The organism is Leptodesmis sp. (genome assembly GCF_052746595.1).
In genome coordinates this window covers 1-16,321 of record NZ_JBRAGO010000104.1, presented here as the reverse complement: position 1 = coordinate 16,321, position 16,321 = coordinate 1, and the positions used below count along the sequence as shown (strand labels likewise).

The 16,321-nt window shown below is 50.9% G+C and carries 20 protein-coding genes; 13 read left to right on the top strand and 7 right to left on the bottom strand.

Annotation, left to right across the window (positions count from 1 at the left end; translation table 11 throughout):
• The first annotated feature begins 236 nt into the window (after window positions 1-236).
• The 10 genes from ACUVQO_RS18830 to ACUVQO_RS18785 all read left to right on the top strand — a co-directional run bounded on the left by ACUVQO_RS18830 (window position 237) and on the right by ACUVQO_RS18785 (window position 5,760).
• Window positions 237-617 carry a hypothetical protein gene (locus tag ACUVQO_RS18830; RefSeq protein WP_445927369.1) on the top strand — a complete coding sequence of 127 codons (381 nt, stop codon included), beginning with the start codon at window positions 237-239 and terminating at the stop codon, window positions 615-617.
• Window positions 618-637: 20 nt separating this feature from the next.
• Window positions 638-1,216: a hypothetical protein gene (locus tag ACUVQO_RS18825; RefSeq protein ID WP_445927368.1), complete on the top strand. Its 579-nt coding sequence runs from the start codon at window positions 638-640 to the stop codon at window positions 1,214-1,216.
• 54 nt (window positions 1,217-1,270) lie between these two features.
• Window positions 1,271-1,447 carry a HAMP domain-containing protein gene (locus tag ACUVQO_RS18820; protein WP_445927367.1) on the top strand — a complete coding sequence of 59 codons (177 nt, stop codon included), beginning with the start codon at window positions 1,271-1,273 and terminating at the stop codon, window positions 1,445-1,447.
• Between the two features lie 9 nt (window positions 1,448-1,456).
• Entirely contained in the window at window positions 1,457-2,854 is a 1,398-nt protein-coding gene (locus ACUVQO_RS18815) for a methyl-accepting chemotaxis protein (RefSeq protein ID WP_445927370.1), read from the top strand.
• Window positions 2,855-2,878: 24 nt separating this feature from the next.
• The gene (locus ACUVQO_RS18810) at window positions 2,879-3,007 is read left to right on the top strand and encodes a hypothetical protein (protein WP_445927366.1); all 129 of its coding nucleotides are present in this window, start codon (window positions 2,879-2,881) and stop codon (window positions 3,005-3,007) included.
• A gap of 19 nt (window positions 3,008-3,026) precedes the next feature.
• Window positions 3,027-3,536: an Hpt domain-containing protein gene (locus tag ACUVQO_RS18805; protein ID WP_445927365.1), complete on the top strand. Its 510-nt coding sequence runs from the start codon at window positions 3,027-3,029 to the stop codon at window positions 3,534-3,536.
• The gene (locus tag ACUVQO_RS18800; RefSeq protein WP_445927364.1) at window positions 3,520-3,852 is read left to right on the top strand and encodes a hypothetical protein; all 333 of its coding nucleotides are present in this window, start codon (window positions 3,520-3,522) and stop codon (window positions 3,850-3,852) included. The genes ACUVQO_RS18805 and ACUVQO_RS18800 overlap by 17 nt, the downstream gene beginning before the upstream one ends.
• 88 nt (window positions 3,853-3,940) lie before the next feature.
• On the top strand, window positions 3,941-4,078 hold the full coding sequence (locus ACUVQO_RS18795) for a hypothetical protein (RefSeq protein WP_445927363.1): 138 nt from the start codon (window positions 3,941-3,943) through the stop codon (window positions 4,076-4,078).
• 219 nt (window positions 4,079-4,297) lie between these two features.
• On the top strand, window positions 4,298-4,558 hold the full coding sequence (locus ACUVQO_RS18790; protein WP_445927362.1) for a hypothetical protein: 261 nt from the start codon (window positions 4,298-4,300) through the stop codon (window positions 4,556-4,558).
• Window positions 4,555-5,760, top strand: a complete 1,206-nt coding sequence (locus tag ACUVQO_RS18785; protein ID WP_445927361.1) for a response regulator — start codon at window positions 4,555-4,557, stop codon at window positions 5,758-5,760. The genes ACUVQO_RS18790 and ACUVQO_RS18785 overlap by 4 nt, the downstream gene beginning before the upstream one ends.
• A gap of 53 nt (window positions 5,761-5,813) precedes the next feature.
• Here ACUVQO_RS18785 and ACUVQO_RS18780 read toward each other — a convergent pair whose 3' ends face one another.
• Together ACUVQO_RS18780 and ACUVQO_RS18775 are read right to left on the bottom strand one after the other, a co-directional pair.
• Entirely contained in the window at window positions 5,814-6,389 is a 576-nt protein-coding gene (locus tag ACUVQO_RS18780; protein ID WP_445927360.1) for a BamA/TamA family outer membrane protein, read from the bottom strand.
• Window positions 6,386-7,621 carry a ShlB/FhaC/HecB family hemolysin secretion/activation protein gene (locus tag ACUVQO_RS18775; RefSeq protein WP_445927359.1) on the bottom strand — a complete coding sequence of 412 codons (1,236 nt, stop codon included), beginning with the start codon at window positions 7,619-7,621 and terminating at the stop codon, window positions 6,386-6,388. The genes ACUVQO_RS18780 and ACUVQO_RS18775 overlap by 4 nt, the downstream gene beginning before the upstream one ends.
• 89 nt (window positions 7,622-7,710) lie before the next feature.
• Between ACUVQO_RS18775 and ACUVQO_RS18770 the strand changes: the two genes are divergently transcribed.
• Complete coding sequence (locus tag ACUVQO_RS18770) at window positions 7,711-9,297, top strand: hypothetical protein (protein WP_445927358.1); 1,587 nt, start codon at window positions 7,711-7,713, stop codon at window positions 9,295-9,297.
• Window positions 9,298-9,364: 67 nt separating this feature from the next.
• On the opposite strand, the gene egtB is transcribed toward ACUVQO_RS18770, so the two are convergent.
• Both egtB and egtC read right to left on the bottom strand, forming a co-directional pair.
• Window positions 9,365-10,591 (bottom strand): ergothioneine biosynthesis protein EgtB, encoded by a 1,227-nt coding sequence (egtB, locus tag ACUVQO_RS18765; RefSeq protein ID WP_445927357.1) that lies wholly within the window; start codon window positions 10,589-10,591, stop codon window positions 9,365-9,367.
• Window positions 10,592-10,699: 108 nt separating this feature from the next.
• The gene (gene egtC, locus ACUVQO_RS18760; RefSeq protein ID WP_445927356.1) at window positions 10,700-11,491 is read right to left on the bottom strand and encodes an ergothioneine biosynthesis protein EgtC; all 792 of its coding nucleotides are present in this window, start codon (window positions 11,489-11,491) and stop codon (window positions 10,700-10,702) included.
• Window positions 11,492-11,631: 140 nt separating this feature from the next.
• Between egtC and ACUVQO_RS18755 the strand changes: the two genes are divergently transcribed.
• On the top strand, window positions 11,632-11,859 hold the full coding sequence (locus tag ACUVQO_RS18755; RefSeq protein ID WP_445927355.1) for a DNA-directed RNA polymerase subunit omega: 228 nt from the start codon (window positions 11,632-11,634) through the stop codon (window positions 11,857-11,859).
• A 407-nt stretch (window positions 11,860-12,266) separates the two neighbouring features.
• Here ACUVQO_RS18755 and ACUVQO_RS18750 read toward each other — a convergent pair whose 3' ends face one another.
• Window positions 12,267-13,487, bottom strand: coding sequence for a phosphoglycerate kinase (locus ACUVQO_RS18750; RefSeq protein WP_445927354.1), 1,221 nt, complete (start codon window positions 13,485-13,487; stop codon window positions 12,267-12,269).
• 293 nt (window positions 13,488-13,780) lie between these two features.
• Between ACUVQO_RS18750 and ACUVQO_RS18745 the strand changes: the two genes are divergently transcribed.
• On the top strand, window positions 13,781-14,194 hold the full coding sequence (locus ACUVQO_RS18745; protein WP_445927353.1) for a universal stress protein: 414 nt from the start codon (window positions 13,781-13,783) through the stop codon (window positions 14,192-14,194).
• A 292-nt stretch (window positions 14,195-14,486) separates the two neighbouring features.
• Here ACUVQO_RS18745 and ACUVQO_RS18740 read toward each other — a convergent pair whose 3' ends face one another.
• Window positions 14,487-15,599 carry a saccharopine dehydrogenase family protein gene (locus ACUVQO_RS18740; RefSeq protein ID WP_445927352.1) on the bottom strand — a complete coding sequence of 371 codons (1,113 nt, stop codon included), beginning with the start codon at window positions 15,597-15,599 and terminating at the stop codon, window positions 14,487-14,489.
• 67 nt (window positions 15,600-15,666) lie between these two features.
• Complete coding sequence (locus tag ACUVQO_RS18735) at window positions 15,667-16,113, bottom strand: STAS domain-containing protein (protein ID WP_445927351.1); 447 nt, start codon at window positions 16,111-16,113, stop codon at window positions 15,667-15,669.
• Between the last annotated feature and the right edge of the window lie 208 nt (window positions 16,114-16,321).

Genomic DNA, 16,321 nt, shown 5'->3' with positions numbered 1-16,321 from the left:
TCGCACCGCAAGCACGACACTTTGGACTGTCGTATCGAGTTTTCTAAAGTGACCAGCTTCTCATACTGAGACCGTCTGAGATTTCTGCACCACTAAGCTCTTAACTCTTAACTTAAGACTTGTTCCTCCTGGAGCTTTCCGATGAATCTTCCTTCGTCTAATTCTTTACCTTCTACCGAGTCATTCCCCCCCCGATCGCAGTCAGTCCTGTCATTCCGCCATCGAGTCAGCCCAGTGTGCCTTTCCGTCGAGAGATGGTAATGGGAGCCTTACCATTGTTATTAGCTCCCCTGGGAGTGGCGGTTGCGATGAATCATCAAGCGACGGCACAACAACAGGCCAAACAGGTTGAACAAGATTTGCAAGACCAGACAATCGCCCTGGGACGGGTGACTCGCGATCGGTTGAATGACGCGAAAAAATTGCCGCGTCTGGTGGCACCGGATCCGGCCGTCGTTGAGTTCTCGCGGAGAACTAGCAAAGATGTGAAGGCCGCTCAATTAGATCGGCTTTCTGGCGCAACGGTGGAACAGCAAAAACGTCATCAATTGCCTGCCAGTGCCAACCTGAATAATTACCTAAAACGCAAAGCGGAAGCGGCTCAGTTTCCGATTTGATGATCGCAGAAGAACATGGAGTGAATGTTGCTTCTAACCGTCCGCATCCCCAAATTGTGCATCGCAGTGCGGCCTGGTGGCAGGAGGTACAGAAAAATGGGGAAGCGGTTCAACCCGTGTTTAATAGCGATGGCACAGTGACAGGGATTGATCTGGCTAAGGCGATCGCTGATCCGAATTCAGGTCAACAGTTAGGGGCTGTCAAAGGTCGAATTCCGATTCATTATCTGGATCGGGCGTCGTATACGTTGCCTCTGGCTAAGCTCTCAAGTTCCCTGCGGGTGCAAATTCTGGCCCCTACTGAGAATGATCTGATGAAACCCATCAGAACTTTGACGAGTGATGGTCTGAAGGACACCTCCGAGGTACTGGGAGGCACACCGATCGCACAAAAAGCAATTGAACTGGTGCAACAACTGCAAGTTCAGAATCCACCTGAGGAGCCGACCATCCAGAGTTTTGATTACGGCAACGGCGATTGGGGGTTACTCACAGCCTCAATGCAGGGGAATCAGCGCTATCTGCTGGCGACAATTCCAGGCAGTAGCTGGGTTGTGGTCGGTGCCACGACCCAGAAAGAACTGGCCAGTCAAGGCTGATGGGCGTTAGCCGCCCTACTGGTAGCTCTGGTTGGAGGCATTTCTGCCGCCTCTATGATCACCATCCGACGTCTGTCAAAAGCGTTCAGTGAGTTGAATTTTGCTCTCGATCAGGTGGCGGCGGGTGATTGGGATGCCAGGATGAAATTAGAAAGCCCGACCGAAATGAAGGATCTGGCTCAACGGTTTAATCAGTTAACAACGATGGTTTCCACCCTATTATCAGCTTAGGCAGAAGCCCTGCAGCAATCTCAGTTCTATACCAATCTGGCTCATACATCCAGCCAGGGAGATCAGCAGGCGGTCTACGATCTGGTCGTTCAAGGCACCCGTGCGCTTCTTTCTGCCGATCGAGTGATCATCTATCTGTTTGACGAAAAATGGCAGGGCACGATCGTCGCTGAATCTGTAGTTCAGGAGTATCTAGTCTCTTTGGGAACTGGCATTGCCGATCCTTGCTTTGCTGAAGCTTATGTGGAGAAGTACCAGCAGGGACGAGTGCAAGTCCTTTCCAACATTTATCAAGCTGATCTGGATCCCTGTTACCTTGGCCAATTGGAGCCTTTTAAGGTAAAAGCAAACATGGTTGCCCCGATTCTGTTACAGGAACGATTGTTGGGGCTAGTGTGTGTGCATCAATGCTCTGGCCCTCGTGTCTGGCAGGAGTCAGAAATTAACTTCTTACGGCAAACGGCTATTCAGCTTGGGATCGCACTGGAGCATGTGGCCCTGTTTGAGCAAAAAGAACAGGCCCGTCTACAGGCCGAACGTTTATCTCAAGAGCAATTGCAGAAGACCCGATCGCTGCAGGAACAACTGGTGGAACTGCTAAGTAGTGTGGAAGGAGCCGCCAGAGGCGATTTAACCGTGCGGGCAGACGTAACGGCGGGAGAAATTGGCACGGTGGCAGACTTCTTTAACTCCATTGTGGAAAGTCTGCGGCAGATTGTGACGCAGGTGAAGGAGTCAGCCCTGGAGGTGAATCTGGCCTTAGGCAAAAACGAACAGGCCATGCGGCAACTGGCAGAAGATACCCAAAAACAAGCCGAAGAAACCACTCTGGCACTGCAAACCGTCGAAAAAATGAAGTTCTCGATTCAGCAGGTGGCAGAGAGTGCGTCCCAGGCAGCAGAAGTTACCCAAACGGCTTCTGAAACGGCCCAGGAAGGTGGGATAGCCATGGATTTAACGGTACAAAATATTCTCAAACTCTGTGAAACGATCGGTGAAACGGCGAAGAAGGTAAAGCGATTAGGTGAATCCTCTCAAGAAATCTCTAAAGTCGTGTCGTTAATTAATCAAATTGCCACTCAAACCAACCTGCTGGCAATTAATGCTGGAATTGAAGTAGCACGGGCAGGCGAGGACGGTCAGGGATTTGCAGTCGTTGCAGAGGAGGTGGGCGCATTGGCAGCCCGATCGGCAGCAGCCACTCAGGAAATTGAACAAATTGTGCAAACCATTCAATGGGAAACCAGCGAAGTCGTAGAGGCGATGGAGCAGGGAACTACTCAGGTGGTAGAAGGTACCTATCTGGTCAAAAACACGCGCCAAAGTTTAGAACAGATTGTGGATGTCTCCCAGCAGATTGATCAGTTGTTGCAATCGATTTCAAAAGCGACAGTTTCGCAAGTATAAACCTCCCAGGCGATCGCCCTGCTGATGCAAGATGTCGCTCAGGTTGCCGGACAAACTTCTGGCTCCTCCCGCCAGGTTTCCGCCTCGCTCCGCCAAACCGTAGATATTGCCAAAAGCCTTCAGGAATCCGTAGAAATGTTCAAAGTCATTTGATCTCCACTCACCTACTACCATGTCACAAGACAAAGAACTTGAAATTCGCCGGCTGTTTTTGGATGAGGCGCAAGAATATGTGAATATGCTGGATGAAGCGATTTTGGGCCTATCCAGTAACCGGATTGAGATTCAAAAAATCAATGCGGCGCTGCGAGCTGCCCACTCTATTAAAGGGGGAGCAGGCATGATGGGATTTGAACTGCTGGCTGACCTGGCTCACCGCCTAAAGGGTGCCTTTAAGGTCTTGAAAAATCCATCCCCCGAGATCGCGATAGACGGCAATCTGGAAAATTTGCTGCTGGTGGCGATTAATGCTCTGCGCCAGCTTATTGCTCACGATCGCCAGAACCAGCCACCCGATCCCCCCTGGCTGCAGGATCAGGTGGAACCTGTGTTTCAACAGCTGCATCAATACCTGGGCGATCCGCTTGATGAGATGTGGCCTCAGTACTGGCGGTGGATAGTGGACAGGATATCCTGCCGCTGTTGTTTGAAACTGAGGTGGAAGGATGTCTGGAACGGCTAGAAACCTTGCTGGCTCAAGCCGATCCAGCAGGTTTGCAGAGGAACTGGCGAATCTGGTGCAGGAACTGGGAGGACTGGGGGAAAAGCTAGAACTGCCAGCATTTTGTCAGTTATGTGAGTCTGTGCAACAGCATTTGGAAACCATGCCAGCACCGATCACCACGATCGCTCAGGCAGCATTGCAGGCATGGCGGCGATCGCAGGTTCTCGTACTTACGGGACAATTGGAGTCCTTACCGACGGCGCTTTCTGATCTACCAACAGTCACTGACACGGCACCGATTCCTGCTCAGCCTGCGGTGGCGACAACGGAATGATTTATTCGGCCAACTGACCATCGAACGCAATGGCCTAGATCTCTATTTGAAACGTCTTCGCAACCTGGCTCGTACTCTGGCCTAGCGAGTGCGATCGCTGGAGCAGTCCAATTTGGATGTGCGCATGGCTTACGATCGCGTCACAGCCCACGAAGAAGACCTGGAATTATCCCTGGCTAACCTACGACTCCAATCAAGTAAGTTTAATCTAAAATACAAAATCTAAAATCCAAAATTTGATAATCTAAAATTTGACATCCTGGAGCTTGATTAATATAGTCATCTGCACTCGCTTTCATAACAGGTGATGGAAACTATTGTGCAAGTTCAGGAAGTAACGAGTGACATTCAAATCAGCCTGGATGATACAGAGCAAACCGTTTGAGATCTCAATAAAACAGCCAAACAACTGCAACTGAATCTGACTCAGATTCGTATGCGGCCTTTGTCGGATGTTGTTGATCGCTTTCCTCGATCACTGCGGGAGTTGTGTTTACAGTATGGCAAACAGGCAAAACTATTTGTTCATGGTGGTAATATCCTGATTGATCGCAATATTCTGGAGACTCTCAATGATCCCCTGATGCATCTGTTTCGTAATGCTTTTGATCACGGAATCGAACCTCCTGAAGTACGCGAAGCAGCAGGTAAATCAGCCACGGCACGATCGAGATTGCGGCCACTCATCGAGGCAACCGCACTGTGATTACGATTCGGGATGATGGTCAGGGAATTCCCCTGCGCAAAATCCGCATTCGGGCTGAAGAAATGGGTCTGGATCCGGTATTACTTGCGAATGCCAGCGATGAAGACTTACTTTCCCTGATTTTTGAACCTGGATTTAGCACCTCCTCAGAAGTAACGGCACTATCTGGGCGAGGAGTGGGCATGGATGTTGTGCGTGATAGTCTCCGACAAATTCACGGCGAAATCTCGGTAAATACCTGTGCTGGAGTTGGGACAACCTTCACACTTTCGGTTCCCTTTACCCTTTCCGTGGTGCAGGTACTGTTAGCGGAAAGTAACGAATTGCCATTAGCGATTCCCACAGATGCGATCGCGGAAATGTTTCTCTTACAACCTGAGCAGGTGATGATGACCGTCAGCGGTGAAATGCTGAAATGGAATGATACACTGGTGCAACTGATTCGGTTGTCCTATTGGTTGCAGTTTAACTGTCCTGACCAACCCCACACTTCAGAAACGGCTCCGGCGATCGATGCTCCCACGGTTTTGATTGTTCAACGAAATCAGCATTGGGTTGGCCTGCTGATCGATCGCAGTTGGGGTGAACAGGAAGTAGCCATCCGTAAGGTAGAAGGCAACATTCCCCTGCCGCCCGGTTTTGCCAACTGTGCGATCGTCGGCGATGGCTGGGTAATTCCGCTGGTCAACACCGTTGAATTATTGGATTGGATTGCCAGCTATCCTCCCATCACGAGCTGGGCGCTTCCTCCTGCTTCCGAAGAGGCCATGGCTTCTCTACCCCCAACTTCATCAGCAGGGGGCACTGAAACACCCCGATCGCGTCAATCCAATAAAGCCACCATCTTGATCGTGGATGACCCCATTAACATCCGGCGCTTTCTGGCACTGACTCTGGAGCGAGCAGGCTTCCGGGTCGAGCAGGCAAAAGATGGTCAGGATGCCCTGGAAAAACTACAAAAAGGACTGTCGGTGCAGGCCGTCATTTGTGATATTGAAATGCCACGTTTGGATGGATACGGCTTCCTGGCTAAGGTCAAAGCAGATCCAGTGCTGGAACAATTACCCGTCGCTATGTTGACCTCCCGCAGTAGCGATAAACACCGTCAATTGGCTCTCAGCTTAGGAGCCACAGCCTACTTTTCAAAACCCTACAATGAGCAGGTGTTACTCCGGACGCTAGAGGAACTGGTAATGAGTTGAAGAGAGGGGGGCTTGCTGGGCTGCCGACGGGGATACAACCCTCTGACCGGTTGCTAGAATTGATAGCCAACACTAAAGTAGAAACCGTAATCCTGCACATCGTTGCCGCGATCGCGGAGGCGCAGGAAGGGAATGCCGTAATCCAGGCGAATGTTGAGGCCGGGATAGGGTTGCCACAGAAAGCCTAATCCTGCCCCTGCCAAAAATCGCTGATTAGGTTCAGGATTGGGGTTGTCAGAGGTATTCCAGACTTTGCCAAAGTCGATAAAGGGAGCCAATTGTGCCACAGGGGATCCAGCTTCGTCTCGCAATAAGGTAATCCGGTTTTCCACCGAGATGCGGAAGCCGTTGTCGCTCGATCGAACATTTTGCCGGAAGCCCCGGATGGACTGCCCCCCACCGATTACAAACTGTTGCGAGGGAAGCAAGGTATCGGGCGTGAGTTGTAGATCCCCCTGCAAGATCAACAAATTGTCATTGCCCAATCGCTGCACTCGCTGCACCTGAGCTAACCAGCTAAAGAAGCGGCCATCGGGAATCGGAGCCGGGTTAAGGGTGGCATTGAGAATTCCCAGGCCAAAATTGAGTTGCGATCGCAATGCCCAGGCACCCTGCAGATCCCGTTTCACATAGTCCTGCCCAAAGGTGAGAACGCGAGTGCGGCTATTGCCATCTGGCTCAGGGCCAATCCCAAAGGGGGAAAGAGAATGTCATTAAATAAGAATGTTTGTCCATTTTGAGCAGCAAATCCCAGCGTCAGGGCAAGTTCCTGCCGCGGATTACGGATGAGTGGCTGGCGAAAACTAAACTGGTAAAGCTGCGATCGCCCCTGGATATCCAGCACATCAAAGGGAGCCTGGGTGATACGATTCCAGTTCGGTGCAAAACGGAATTGCAGGGTACCATTGAGAGGATTAACAGGAATCCGATAAAACAGATCCAGGTTATCCGCTCCAGAGTTTGTGGTATGGAAAATGGAAACCGCCAATTCGTCCCCATAACCCGTGAGGTTGCGATAGGACAAGGCTCCACCTAGGCGCACCGAACCCACACTGGGAGGAGAATAATTATCGACTGTGATCAAACCACTGAGCGACTTCGCCTCCGTCACCCGCACAATGAGAAGACTTTTGCCGAGTTGAGTGCCGGGTCGCAGACTGGCTTCTACGTTGGTGAATAAGGGATCCAGCTTGAGTAATCTGAGTTGGTCTTCCAGGGCATCCCGGTTCAGTGGGGGGTGGGCACCTAGGCCAATCCGGCTCCGAATATAGGCTGGCTTCATGTTCTGATTTCCCTGGACCTGAATTTCCTCCAATGACCCTTCAATCACCCGAATTTTTACCACTCCATTCTGAATCGTCTGATCCACCAGAATGGCCCTGGAGGTGATGTATCCGCGATCGAGATAAAGCTGAGTAATGGCATCTGCCACCTGCCGCAATTCTTCCAAAGTTGCTTCTCGCCCTTCGACTGGCTGCAGAATTGGGGTCAAATCGTTTTGAGTCAAGATGGTACTACCTGTGACCTCAATCCGCGAGACTGGAATTTTAATCGCAGGTTGTTCCGGAGTAGGTTCCGGCGGGAGAGTCGGGGTCGGAAGTAGGGGTGGAGTGGGTGGCAAGGGGGTGGGAGGAGGGCCGGGTTGGATCAGCCGATCGCGGTTGGGGTCAGGGGTGCGAGTTCTGCCCGGATCCGGGATCTGAGCCATCTGGAACGATGTGGAAAAAGAACTATTCCTGTCCAGCGAGGACACGGTGAGAAAGGAAAGGTTTTGGGAAAAACTGGCGATAGCATTGGCTGGTTTCAGTCCCACTCCTATCGCACTTACCAGCCATACTCCACACCACAATCCCAACCACATAACTTTTTGATTGAAACGACACAACAAGATGCTAATCTTTCACCACCCCTTTGAATTGGGTTTTACAGAATCCTTGCGTTGGCGATCCTATGGCTCTGCAAAGGTACCCTACTTCACAACTAACTCGCTGCCGGAAAAATTTATGGTTTGAGCGGACGATGGCGATCGTGGCCGTCGCCAACCTGGGTCTTGTCGTATTTGACCTCACCTATGTGTCCTGGCGCAACTTCTGGTTACAGGGCAATATTCCGATTCCCTTCACCAATGCCACCATTCGTGTGCCAATGCCGCAAATGATCTGCCGCGATCGCTCTGTCCCTCGCGGCCAGCCACCTCAATACGTTCAGCAGTCTGTCATTACCTGCCTGTACGATCCTGTGAAGGGCATTGAATATCATCGGGATACGCGGGATTACTTAAAAACTGTAAATCAACTGGAACAGCAGATCAACCAGAAGGGACTGGAGAATGGATTGAACTCGCCAGAGGTACAGGCTATCCTGGCAAGTTTGCGGCAACAAAGTAACGACATGATTGTCACCAATCCCTTTGCCGGAGCCAACAAAAGCGGTACTTTAGAGCAAATTAAAAATCGGATGCGGCAGCAGGTGAGACAGCGAGTGAAAGCCAATCTCACCTCTAGGGAGTCCTTCAACATTTTTTGGAGTACGGATAACGCTCAGTACCTCAATTACCTTTCTCCGACCACCTGGAACTCAGAAATTAGCTGGTTCAACACCACCATTCGGCCCTTAATTGAAACCAATTATTACCGGACGATCGGTGAAGACGGCCAACCCACAAACTATTTCTGGGTGCTGGATGCTCCGTTCGTGATCCTGTTTCTGCTGGAATTTTTAGCCCGTACCCTTTATATTAGCCGTCGATATACCAGCCTCACCTGGTTAGATGCTGTCGTCTGGCGTTGGTACGACATTCCCTTATTCATTCCGTTTAGCCTATTCTGGCCTGCTCTGGCCTTAACCCGCACCATTCCTACAGTTTTTCGTTTGCATCAAGCTGGAATTATTGATCTGAATGCGATCGCCGTACGGGCGCGCCAGGGATTTGTGGCCGCGATCGCTGAAGAAATCTCAGAAGTCGTCATGATTCAAATCGTTAACCAGATCCAGGCATCCATTCGTGCCGGAGAGTTCTCTAGCTTCCTACGAAAAAACACCTCCCGTCGCTACGTGGATCTTAATAATGTGAACGAGATTGAAGCGATCTCCCAGCATTTCATCCAGATTCTCACCTATCAGGTGTTTCCCAAAGTACAACCCGATTTGGAAGCGCTGTTACGGCAAGCCATTAACAGTGTGCTGGGACAGTCTCCCGCCTATCGAGGATTACAATCCCTTCCTGGTATTGGTGCTGTACCTGCCCAACTGACCGAACGCCTGGTTACAGACCTGACGCAACTCGTCTATAACTCCTTCAAAGCCATTCTGGAAGATCCTAAAACCACTCAACTCACAACCCAACTGGTGCAGAATGTTACCAGTACTTTTCTCACAGAAGCTCAACGGCAACAAAATTTGCAGGAACTGCAGATCCTGCTTGCCGACCTGCTGGAAGAAATCAAAATCAACTACGTACAGCGCCTGTCCGCCGAAGACACTCGCCAGTTGCTGGATCAAACTCGGCAGTTACAGCAATTGGCAAAGAAGCGATGAGGAGAATGAAAACGGTAAGGGAGATGGGAAGGATAAGGAAGGTGAAGCAATAACTCCCCTATCTTCCCTACCCCTCTTGCCATTCCCTACTTACGCAGCGAAATCCTGCAAAAATCTCCCGTATATGAGGGTGGTACCAGTTGCGAAAGGTGGGACGGAGTACCCAGCGTCGAGTGGCCCAACTGCCTCCCCGCAGCACCCGATGCTGGCTATCAAAATACGCCTGGGAGTAACCGCAATAGGGGTAGGCCGTAAACCCAGGATAGCCCGCAAACCAGGAATCGGTCCATTCCCACACCTGGCCTAACATATTGTCGGCATTCCAGTGGGTGGCCTTTTCCCACTCGGCTTCGGTCGGCAACCGTTTACCCACAAACCGGGCGTAGGCATCCGCTTCGTACCAATTCACGCCACAAACGGGTTGATCATCCAATGCCACTCCCTCTTGCCAGTAAAGCGGTTGATCAACGGGATGAGTTTGTAACCATTGCCAACCTTCTGGCGACCACCACTCTGGATTTTGATATCCTCCTGCTGCCATAAACATCCGATATTGCTGGCAGGTAACCGGGTAGCGATCAATCCAGTAAGTCGCCAAATTAACTTGATGCGCTGGACGTTCGTTGTCCAGAGCCTCGATCGCATTGCTTCCCATGACAAAGGAGCCAGCGGGAATTTGCAGCATAGAGGAGTCTGGATTTGGGATTTGGGATTTGGGATTTGGGATTTTCTCGTACCTCGCGCCTCGCGTCTGGGTATCGAATTTTGAATTTTGAATTTTGAATTTTGAATTTTGAATGATTGTCGCCTTGCGTCCTTTGATTAATTCCAGGACGATCGCAATGGTTTCATCGTGCTGGCTTTCGTGCTGCAGGAGCCAGCGCCAGAGGCGTTCCTGTTTGTCTAGGGGGGCGACTTCCAGGTAATCAAAGACTTGGGAGCGGACGGTTTCCAAGTAAACCTGGATCTCAGAGAGGGTGGGGAGGTGGATGCGATCGCACTTCGGCAAGCCATCAGCGGCAAACAAACGGCGGTATTCCGGAGACTGAGGTGGAAAACCAGCCAGGTGTTCCAGTAACCAGAGGTATTCTGTATAAGCAATGTGACCCAGATGCCAGCCAACCGGACTGAAATCTGGATGGGCCTGACGGCAAAACGTATCGTAGTCCATGCCCTCAAACAGGCTCAGGGTGGATTCACGGCACTCCTCCATCCAGGTTTTGAGTTGCTGTCTGAAGTGAAGCGTTGAGAGTTGAGAGTTAAGAGTTGGCGAATTAAATTCCTGGCTTTTCACTTGTACCTTCCTTTTAAGTTAAGAGTTGAGAGTTAAGAATGAACAGTTTTAAGTTTTGAGTTAGTTGCCCTTCCCTCCCCTCTTTCCCCAGTCCCTCATCCCCATCTCCTACAATGCCTCCACCCGTACCTCCAGATCGCGGCCAACGGTCACAAGGCTGGCATCCGGAAAGGGAACCCAATTGCTTTCAAACAAAGGCTCTGAGGCAATCAGTACGGCATCTGGCATCAGGACATCATCTCGTAGCCAGTAAAGGCTAGGGGTCGGAGGACGGCTAGCAAAGCGGGAGGCGACCAGTTGCTGCCCATCGCTGAGAATCACGTTGGCGGAAAACCCTGTCCCGTATTGCCGCCCTAACTTAGACAGGATCGATAACGCCCGACGCAAAGCCTCTGTCAACGACACCGTAGGAGCCGCTTCCAGTTCATGCAGGATCAACGCAAAGATATGTTCTGAATCGGTGTTTCCCTGAATCGCCTGATAGGTCGTATCACTGAGCCGCTCCCGGATGGGACGATACAGGGTTTGTCGGAAATTGGCAATAAAGCCATTGTGGATGCCCAAAATGGCACGATGCTGAAACGGCTGGCAATTGGACAAATCCGTGGGAATGCCAGGAGTGGCACTGCGAACATTGGCGAGTATGCAACTGGACTCTACATAGCGGCTGAGGCTGGCTAGATTAGCATCATTCCAGACGGGCAGCGTATTTTTGTAGGTAAAGGGTTCGCTGTCTGGCCGCTGCAAGTGATACCAGCCTACTCCAAAGCCATCTGCATTCAGCAGGCCGGAGGTCATTTCCTTCGGCTGATAACTTTGCACAATCAGGGAATGTTCGGGTTTGTACAGCAGGCGATCGAGTTGCATCGGAGCGCCCAGATAGCCAAGAAGTCGGCACATGCAAGTTGATCCAGTAGGTGGTTTACCTCCCAAATCTTGACACAGATTTCTGAGGATAACCTGAGACCAAGGTTGAAGCGATCGGCCTTTCTCTTGCTAGACTGGATCCACCACGTTGTTGAGAAGTTCAACCCAGTTTTATGCAAAAACGTCCCACTTTCGATAGCGCTCAACTGATGCGGCGTGCAGATGAGCTAATTTCCGCCGCTTCCAATCGCTACCGGATTACCGTACAGGTAGCCAATCGTGCCAAGCGCCGTCGCTTTGAAGACTCTGACAACAACGATGACTCGTCCATGAAGCCAGTCATGCGGGCTATTATTGAAATGTCTGACGAACTGACCCAGCCCGAAATCATTGGCGAGTAGAGGCGAAGCGTTCAGGCTGGGTTAGTTCGCTGGAGCAGATCCGAGTGTCCGCATCCCCAACTTACCCAGTCCCTAAAGAGAAATAGTTTAGAGGCTGCTTTAAAAGCCTGTCTCTTTGTCACCCTGGCGACTGAGGTCGCGGCTATAGGGAGAAAACCTGCTGATGCAGGTTACTGATACCCTCAATTTTATTGAGTCTGCGTTGGCAGACTGGGTGAGTGTAGCCGTGGTTTTAACCACCAGATATTTTTCAAACTTAGATGCTCTGGTGAATTTATCCCTGCTTGAACAACGGTTAATACCTAGGGCATATTTCTGACTAGCAGCAGTTACAGCCAGTCATAAACCGGCAAATACCTGACGTTGAGAACTCGGAGTTTTTCAAAAACCCCGAGTTCTGTCATAGCCTAAGCGTCGTTAAGAGCCGCGATACCGGGGAGAACTTTGCCTTCCAGAAGTTCCAGGCTGGCCCCACCACCAGTTGAGATGTGACTCATCTGGTCAGCTAGTCCAGCTTTTTCTACAGCCGCTACAGAATCACCCCCACCGATGATCGTTGTGGCACCCTTTTGGGTCAGTTCTGCCAGGGTTTCGGCGATCGCGATCGTGCCTGCTGCAAATTTGTCAAACTCAAAGACACCCATTGGTCCGTTCCAAACAACAGTCTTGCAGTCTGCTAGAGCATTCTGAAACACTTTAATGGAATCAGGCCCAATATCCAGGCCCATCCAGCCGTCGGGAATATTTTCTACACTGACGGTTTGCGAGTTGGCATCGGCGGCAAAGTTATCAGCAACCACTACATCAGTAGGTAACAAAAATTCTACGCCCTTTGCTTTGGCCTTTTCTTCCAGAGACTTTGCCAGATCAAGAAACTCATCTTCGACCAGCGACTTACCCACACTCAGACCCCGTGATTTGTAGAAGGTGAAGATCATGCCACCACCGATGAACAGCTTATCAACCTTTTCCAGCAGAGCTTCAATCACGGTAATTTTACTGGATACCTTAGAACCACCGATGATTGCAGCCAGAGGCCGTTGAGGAGATTCGATCGCCGCCTGCAAGTACTTCAGTTCCTTCTCAATCAGGAAACCGCCCACAGAGGGATTCAAGTAGTGGGTAACTCCTTCTGTAGAGGCATGGGCGCGGTGAGCCGTACCAAAGGCATCATTCACATAGAGGTCAGCCACAGAAGCAAGCTGCTTGGCAAATTCGGGATCATTCTTTTCTTCACCGGGATGGAAACGGACGTTTTCCAACAACAGCACGTCCCCATTGTTCATGGCACTGACTTTGGTCATCACATCTGCGCCAATACAGTCATCCGTCTTGACCACAGGTTTACCTAGCAATTCCGACAGGCGTTTTGCCACCGGAGTCAGGCGGAATTTATCGACAGCACGGGCGGCAAAATCATCCCCTTTCGGGCGGCCAAAGTGACTGGCGAGAATAACTTTTGCGCCCTTAGAGGTCAGATCCTGAATGGTGGGCAGAGCAGCCCGGATCCGGGTATCATCCGTGATGCTGCCCTGATCATCCAGGGGCACGTTGAAATCAACCCGAACCAGAACCCGCTTCCCAGATAAGTCGGCAGACGATAAGTTTGCTACGGTCTTCTTGGACACCGAAACCTCCTGAATGAGTTTTTGGAATGAGTCTTTTTACCTATTCATATTTTTTCACATTTTGTCATTTCTCATTGACCTGATTTGACTTTTGTGACAAAGCGGAATCAGGAGTGGATAAAACCAGGAAGATATTAGAGACAGGGGAAGGGTAATAGGGGGAGAGGATAGATGGGATAATGGGTGGAAAGATAGAGACGTTTTGGGAAAACGTCTGGCTGAGTGGGAGGTAGAGATGTTTTGGGAAAACGTCTTTCAGAGGATGATCAGAGAGAGAACTGGAGATCAACAATATGTTTGAAACGGTTTTATTTTCAATTGACCAAAGCCGAGAGTCCCGCCAGGCGGCTGAAACAGTAGCGAATCTGGTCAAAATTCACAATAGCCGTTTGGTAATTTTGTCTGTTGTTGAGACTCACGAAGAGGGTGAGGTCGCACCGACGATCGATCGCAGATCGTCTCCGGAGGCGATCGCGGAACTGCTGGAAAGTGCGAAGGCGCTTTTCTCTCAACAAGGGATTGAAGCGGAAACGATCGAGCGGCAAGGGAAGCCTGCTTTTACAATCTGTGATGTGGCCGACGAAATTGCAGCCGATTTAATTATCATGGGCTGCCGAGGCATTGGCCTTACGGATGAGGGGGCAGCCGACAGTGTCACGAATCGTGTCATTAACCTTTCACCCTGCCCAGTGTTGATTGTTCCATAGGTTCTGGAGAGTAGGAGGTGGGGGGATGGGATAAGATAAAGAGCTCTCATCAAAGACGGCTAATGCTTCTCGCACCCAAGGGGCTATTTGTACGATCGCACCTTCCCCTTGCAGAAGGAACGTAATTAATTCTAGAGTGTCTGGCTCATCATCTACGACTAAAGGTTGCAGATGATGGAGCCGTTGAGCGGAGGGAGATGCTAAAGCAGTTGGCTCAGTATCCAGATCTGCTTCTTGCTGAGTTTTCAGGAGCGGCAGTTGTACAATGAATTGTGAATTGCTTGATTAATTTTTAACTTATGGTTTCTAATTCATAATTAATGTTTATTTCTCGACTTTTCATTGCCTGTGCGAATAACTCTGTGGGAAGGGCTTGTTCAACGGGCCAAACTCCAGGTTTGCTGAGATGACCAGAAAGGATAAATTGGGCAATTAGTCCGGCTCCTAAGCCTGTAGCCAGGGCCGCACTGGGGTAGGTAAAGGTGGCCCAGTAGTGGGTAGGCTTGCCATCTTTTTGGCCTGTGAGGTCGGCTCGTAGAGCTACGCCAATACCGCTGAAGCGATCGGTTACTGAGGTCATAGCGCGGCTAACGGTAGACAAGAATTGAATCACCTGGACGTTTTGGAGCATCGGGGCTGGCAAGCCGTTAGCCATGATCCAGGTGAGGTGATTATACAGATCGGGAATGGTGCCGAATTTGACGGTAACGGTCTGCGCTGGAAAACTCTCAACCAGGGTGAAAGACTCCGGCATGTCGAACCAGTACACTCCGGTTTTGCCAAACGGTGCTGGAAACTGAATCACTTGCCGATCGGTGTAAGGCTTTACGGTTTGCCATTGCCCATTTACCCAAACTGGAAATGGATGCTGAATCGTCAGAAAGGTGGTCTGGAGGACGGCTGGGCCGGCTCCCCCGGAACCGCCCACGGCATAGCTGAGATGAATCTCCTGCACCTGATCCAGTTGCTCGACCCCCTGCCGCGCCAGGCTATTGGAAATACCAGGGAAGACTCCTGTGTTGATCAGGGCAGTTACCCCAGCCTGTTGAGCCGCTTCCCGAAGTTGCAAAGCGGTTTTTGTAAAAGCCCGATCGTCACTGACATCGATGTAATTTACCTGGTGTTCAATGCAGGTTTTCAAAATACTGACATCCCGGTAACGGAAAGGGCCAGCACAATGAATCACCAGATCATGAGCCGCGATCGCCTGACGTAATCCTTCCTGATCGGCCAGATCCAGAGCAAGGAACTGGACACGATTGTCAGGATAATTCTGCAACTCCTGCCTCGAAGCCGCTGTTCTACCCGTGATCGTAATTGTCGTTTCAGTATGGGGCAGTAAATCCGCTATAACTCCCTGACCAACGTGTCCCCGTCCACCTAATACCAGTACCCGTTTTGTCAACTGATCAATTTCCCCGAACCAATTAACCAATTGTCCTAAAATACCCTATTCCTTCGCACCAATCCGCTTACGGCGCTGACCGCTCTGCGATCCACGCCTCAGCGGTGTCCACCGCCTCCTCAAGACCATAACCGACGAGTGAGTCGGATAGAAATACATTCTCGTGGCCCAGCGATCGCAGCATCCCTGTCCGCTCCAGCTGCCGCCGCACGGACGGTGCCACCCCCACCAGCATCAGCAGGCTCTTCTGGCTACGCAGAGCCTCGCCGTAGCGGCTGAGCACATCCAGAAAGGTGCTTCCCAGGTTTGTCTCACCCCGCAACCTCAGAATCACCACGGCGTGGCGCGAGTTCTCTGTCACCTTGGGTAGCTGCTCGTTAAACACTGGTGCTGCCGCAAAGAACAGACTGCCATAGGGTACCAGAATTGTCACTTGCCCACCGGGCACCTCTTTAGGTGGCTCGACTTCGAGCGGGTACTGCCCTGGCTCTATGCGCCAGGCAAACACCTGCACCCGGTTTGACTGCTGAATAACGTACTTTGCAACTCGGTAATGATCTGGCGAATTTGTGCCTGATTCTGATTGGTTTGAATGACTAACGGATGCTCAGATGCCAGGAGCGATCGCGGTTTCCGATACAGTTCAGGAGACTGTTCAAACAGATTTCGCTTGGTGGTGCAGAAAACTCCTGAAACCCCTATAAATCAAGGATTCTCACCGA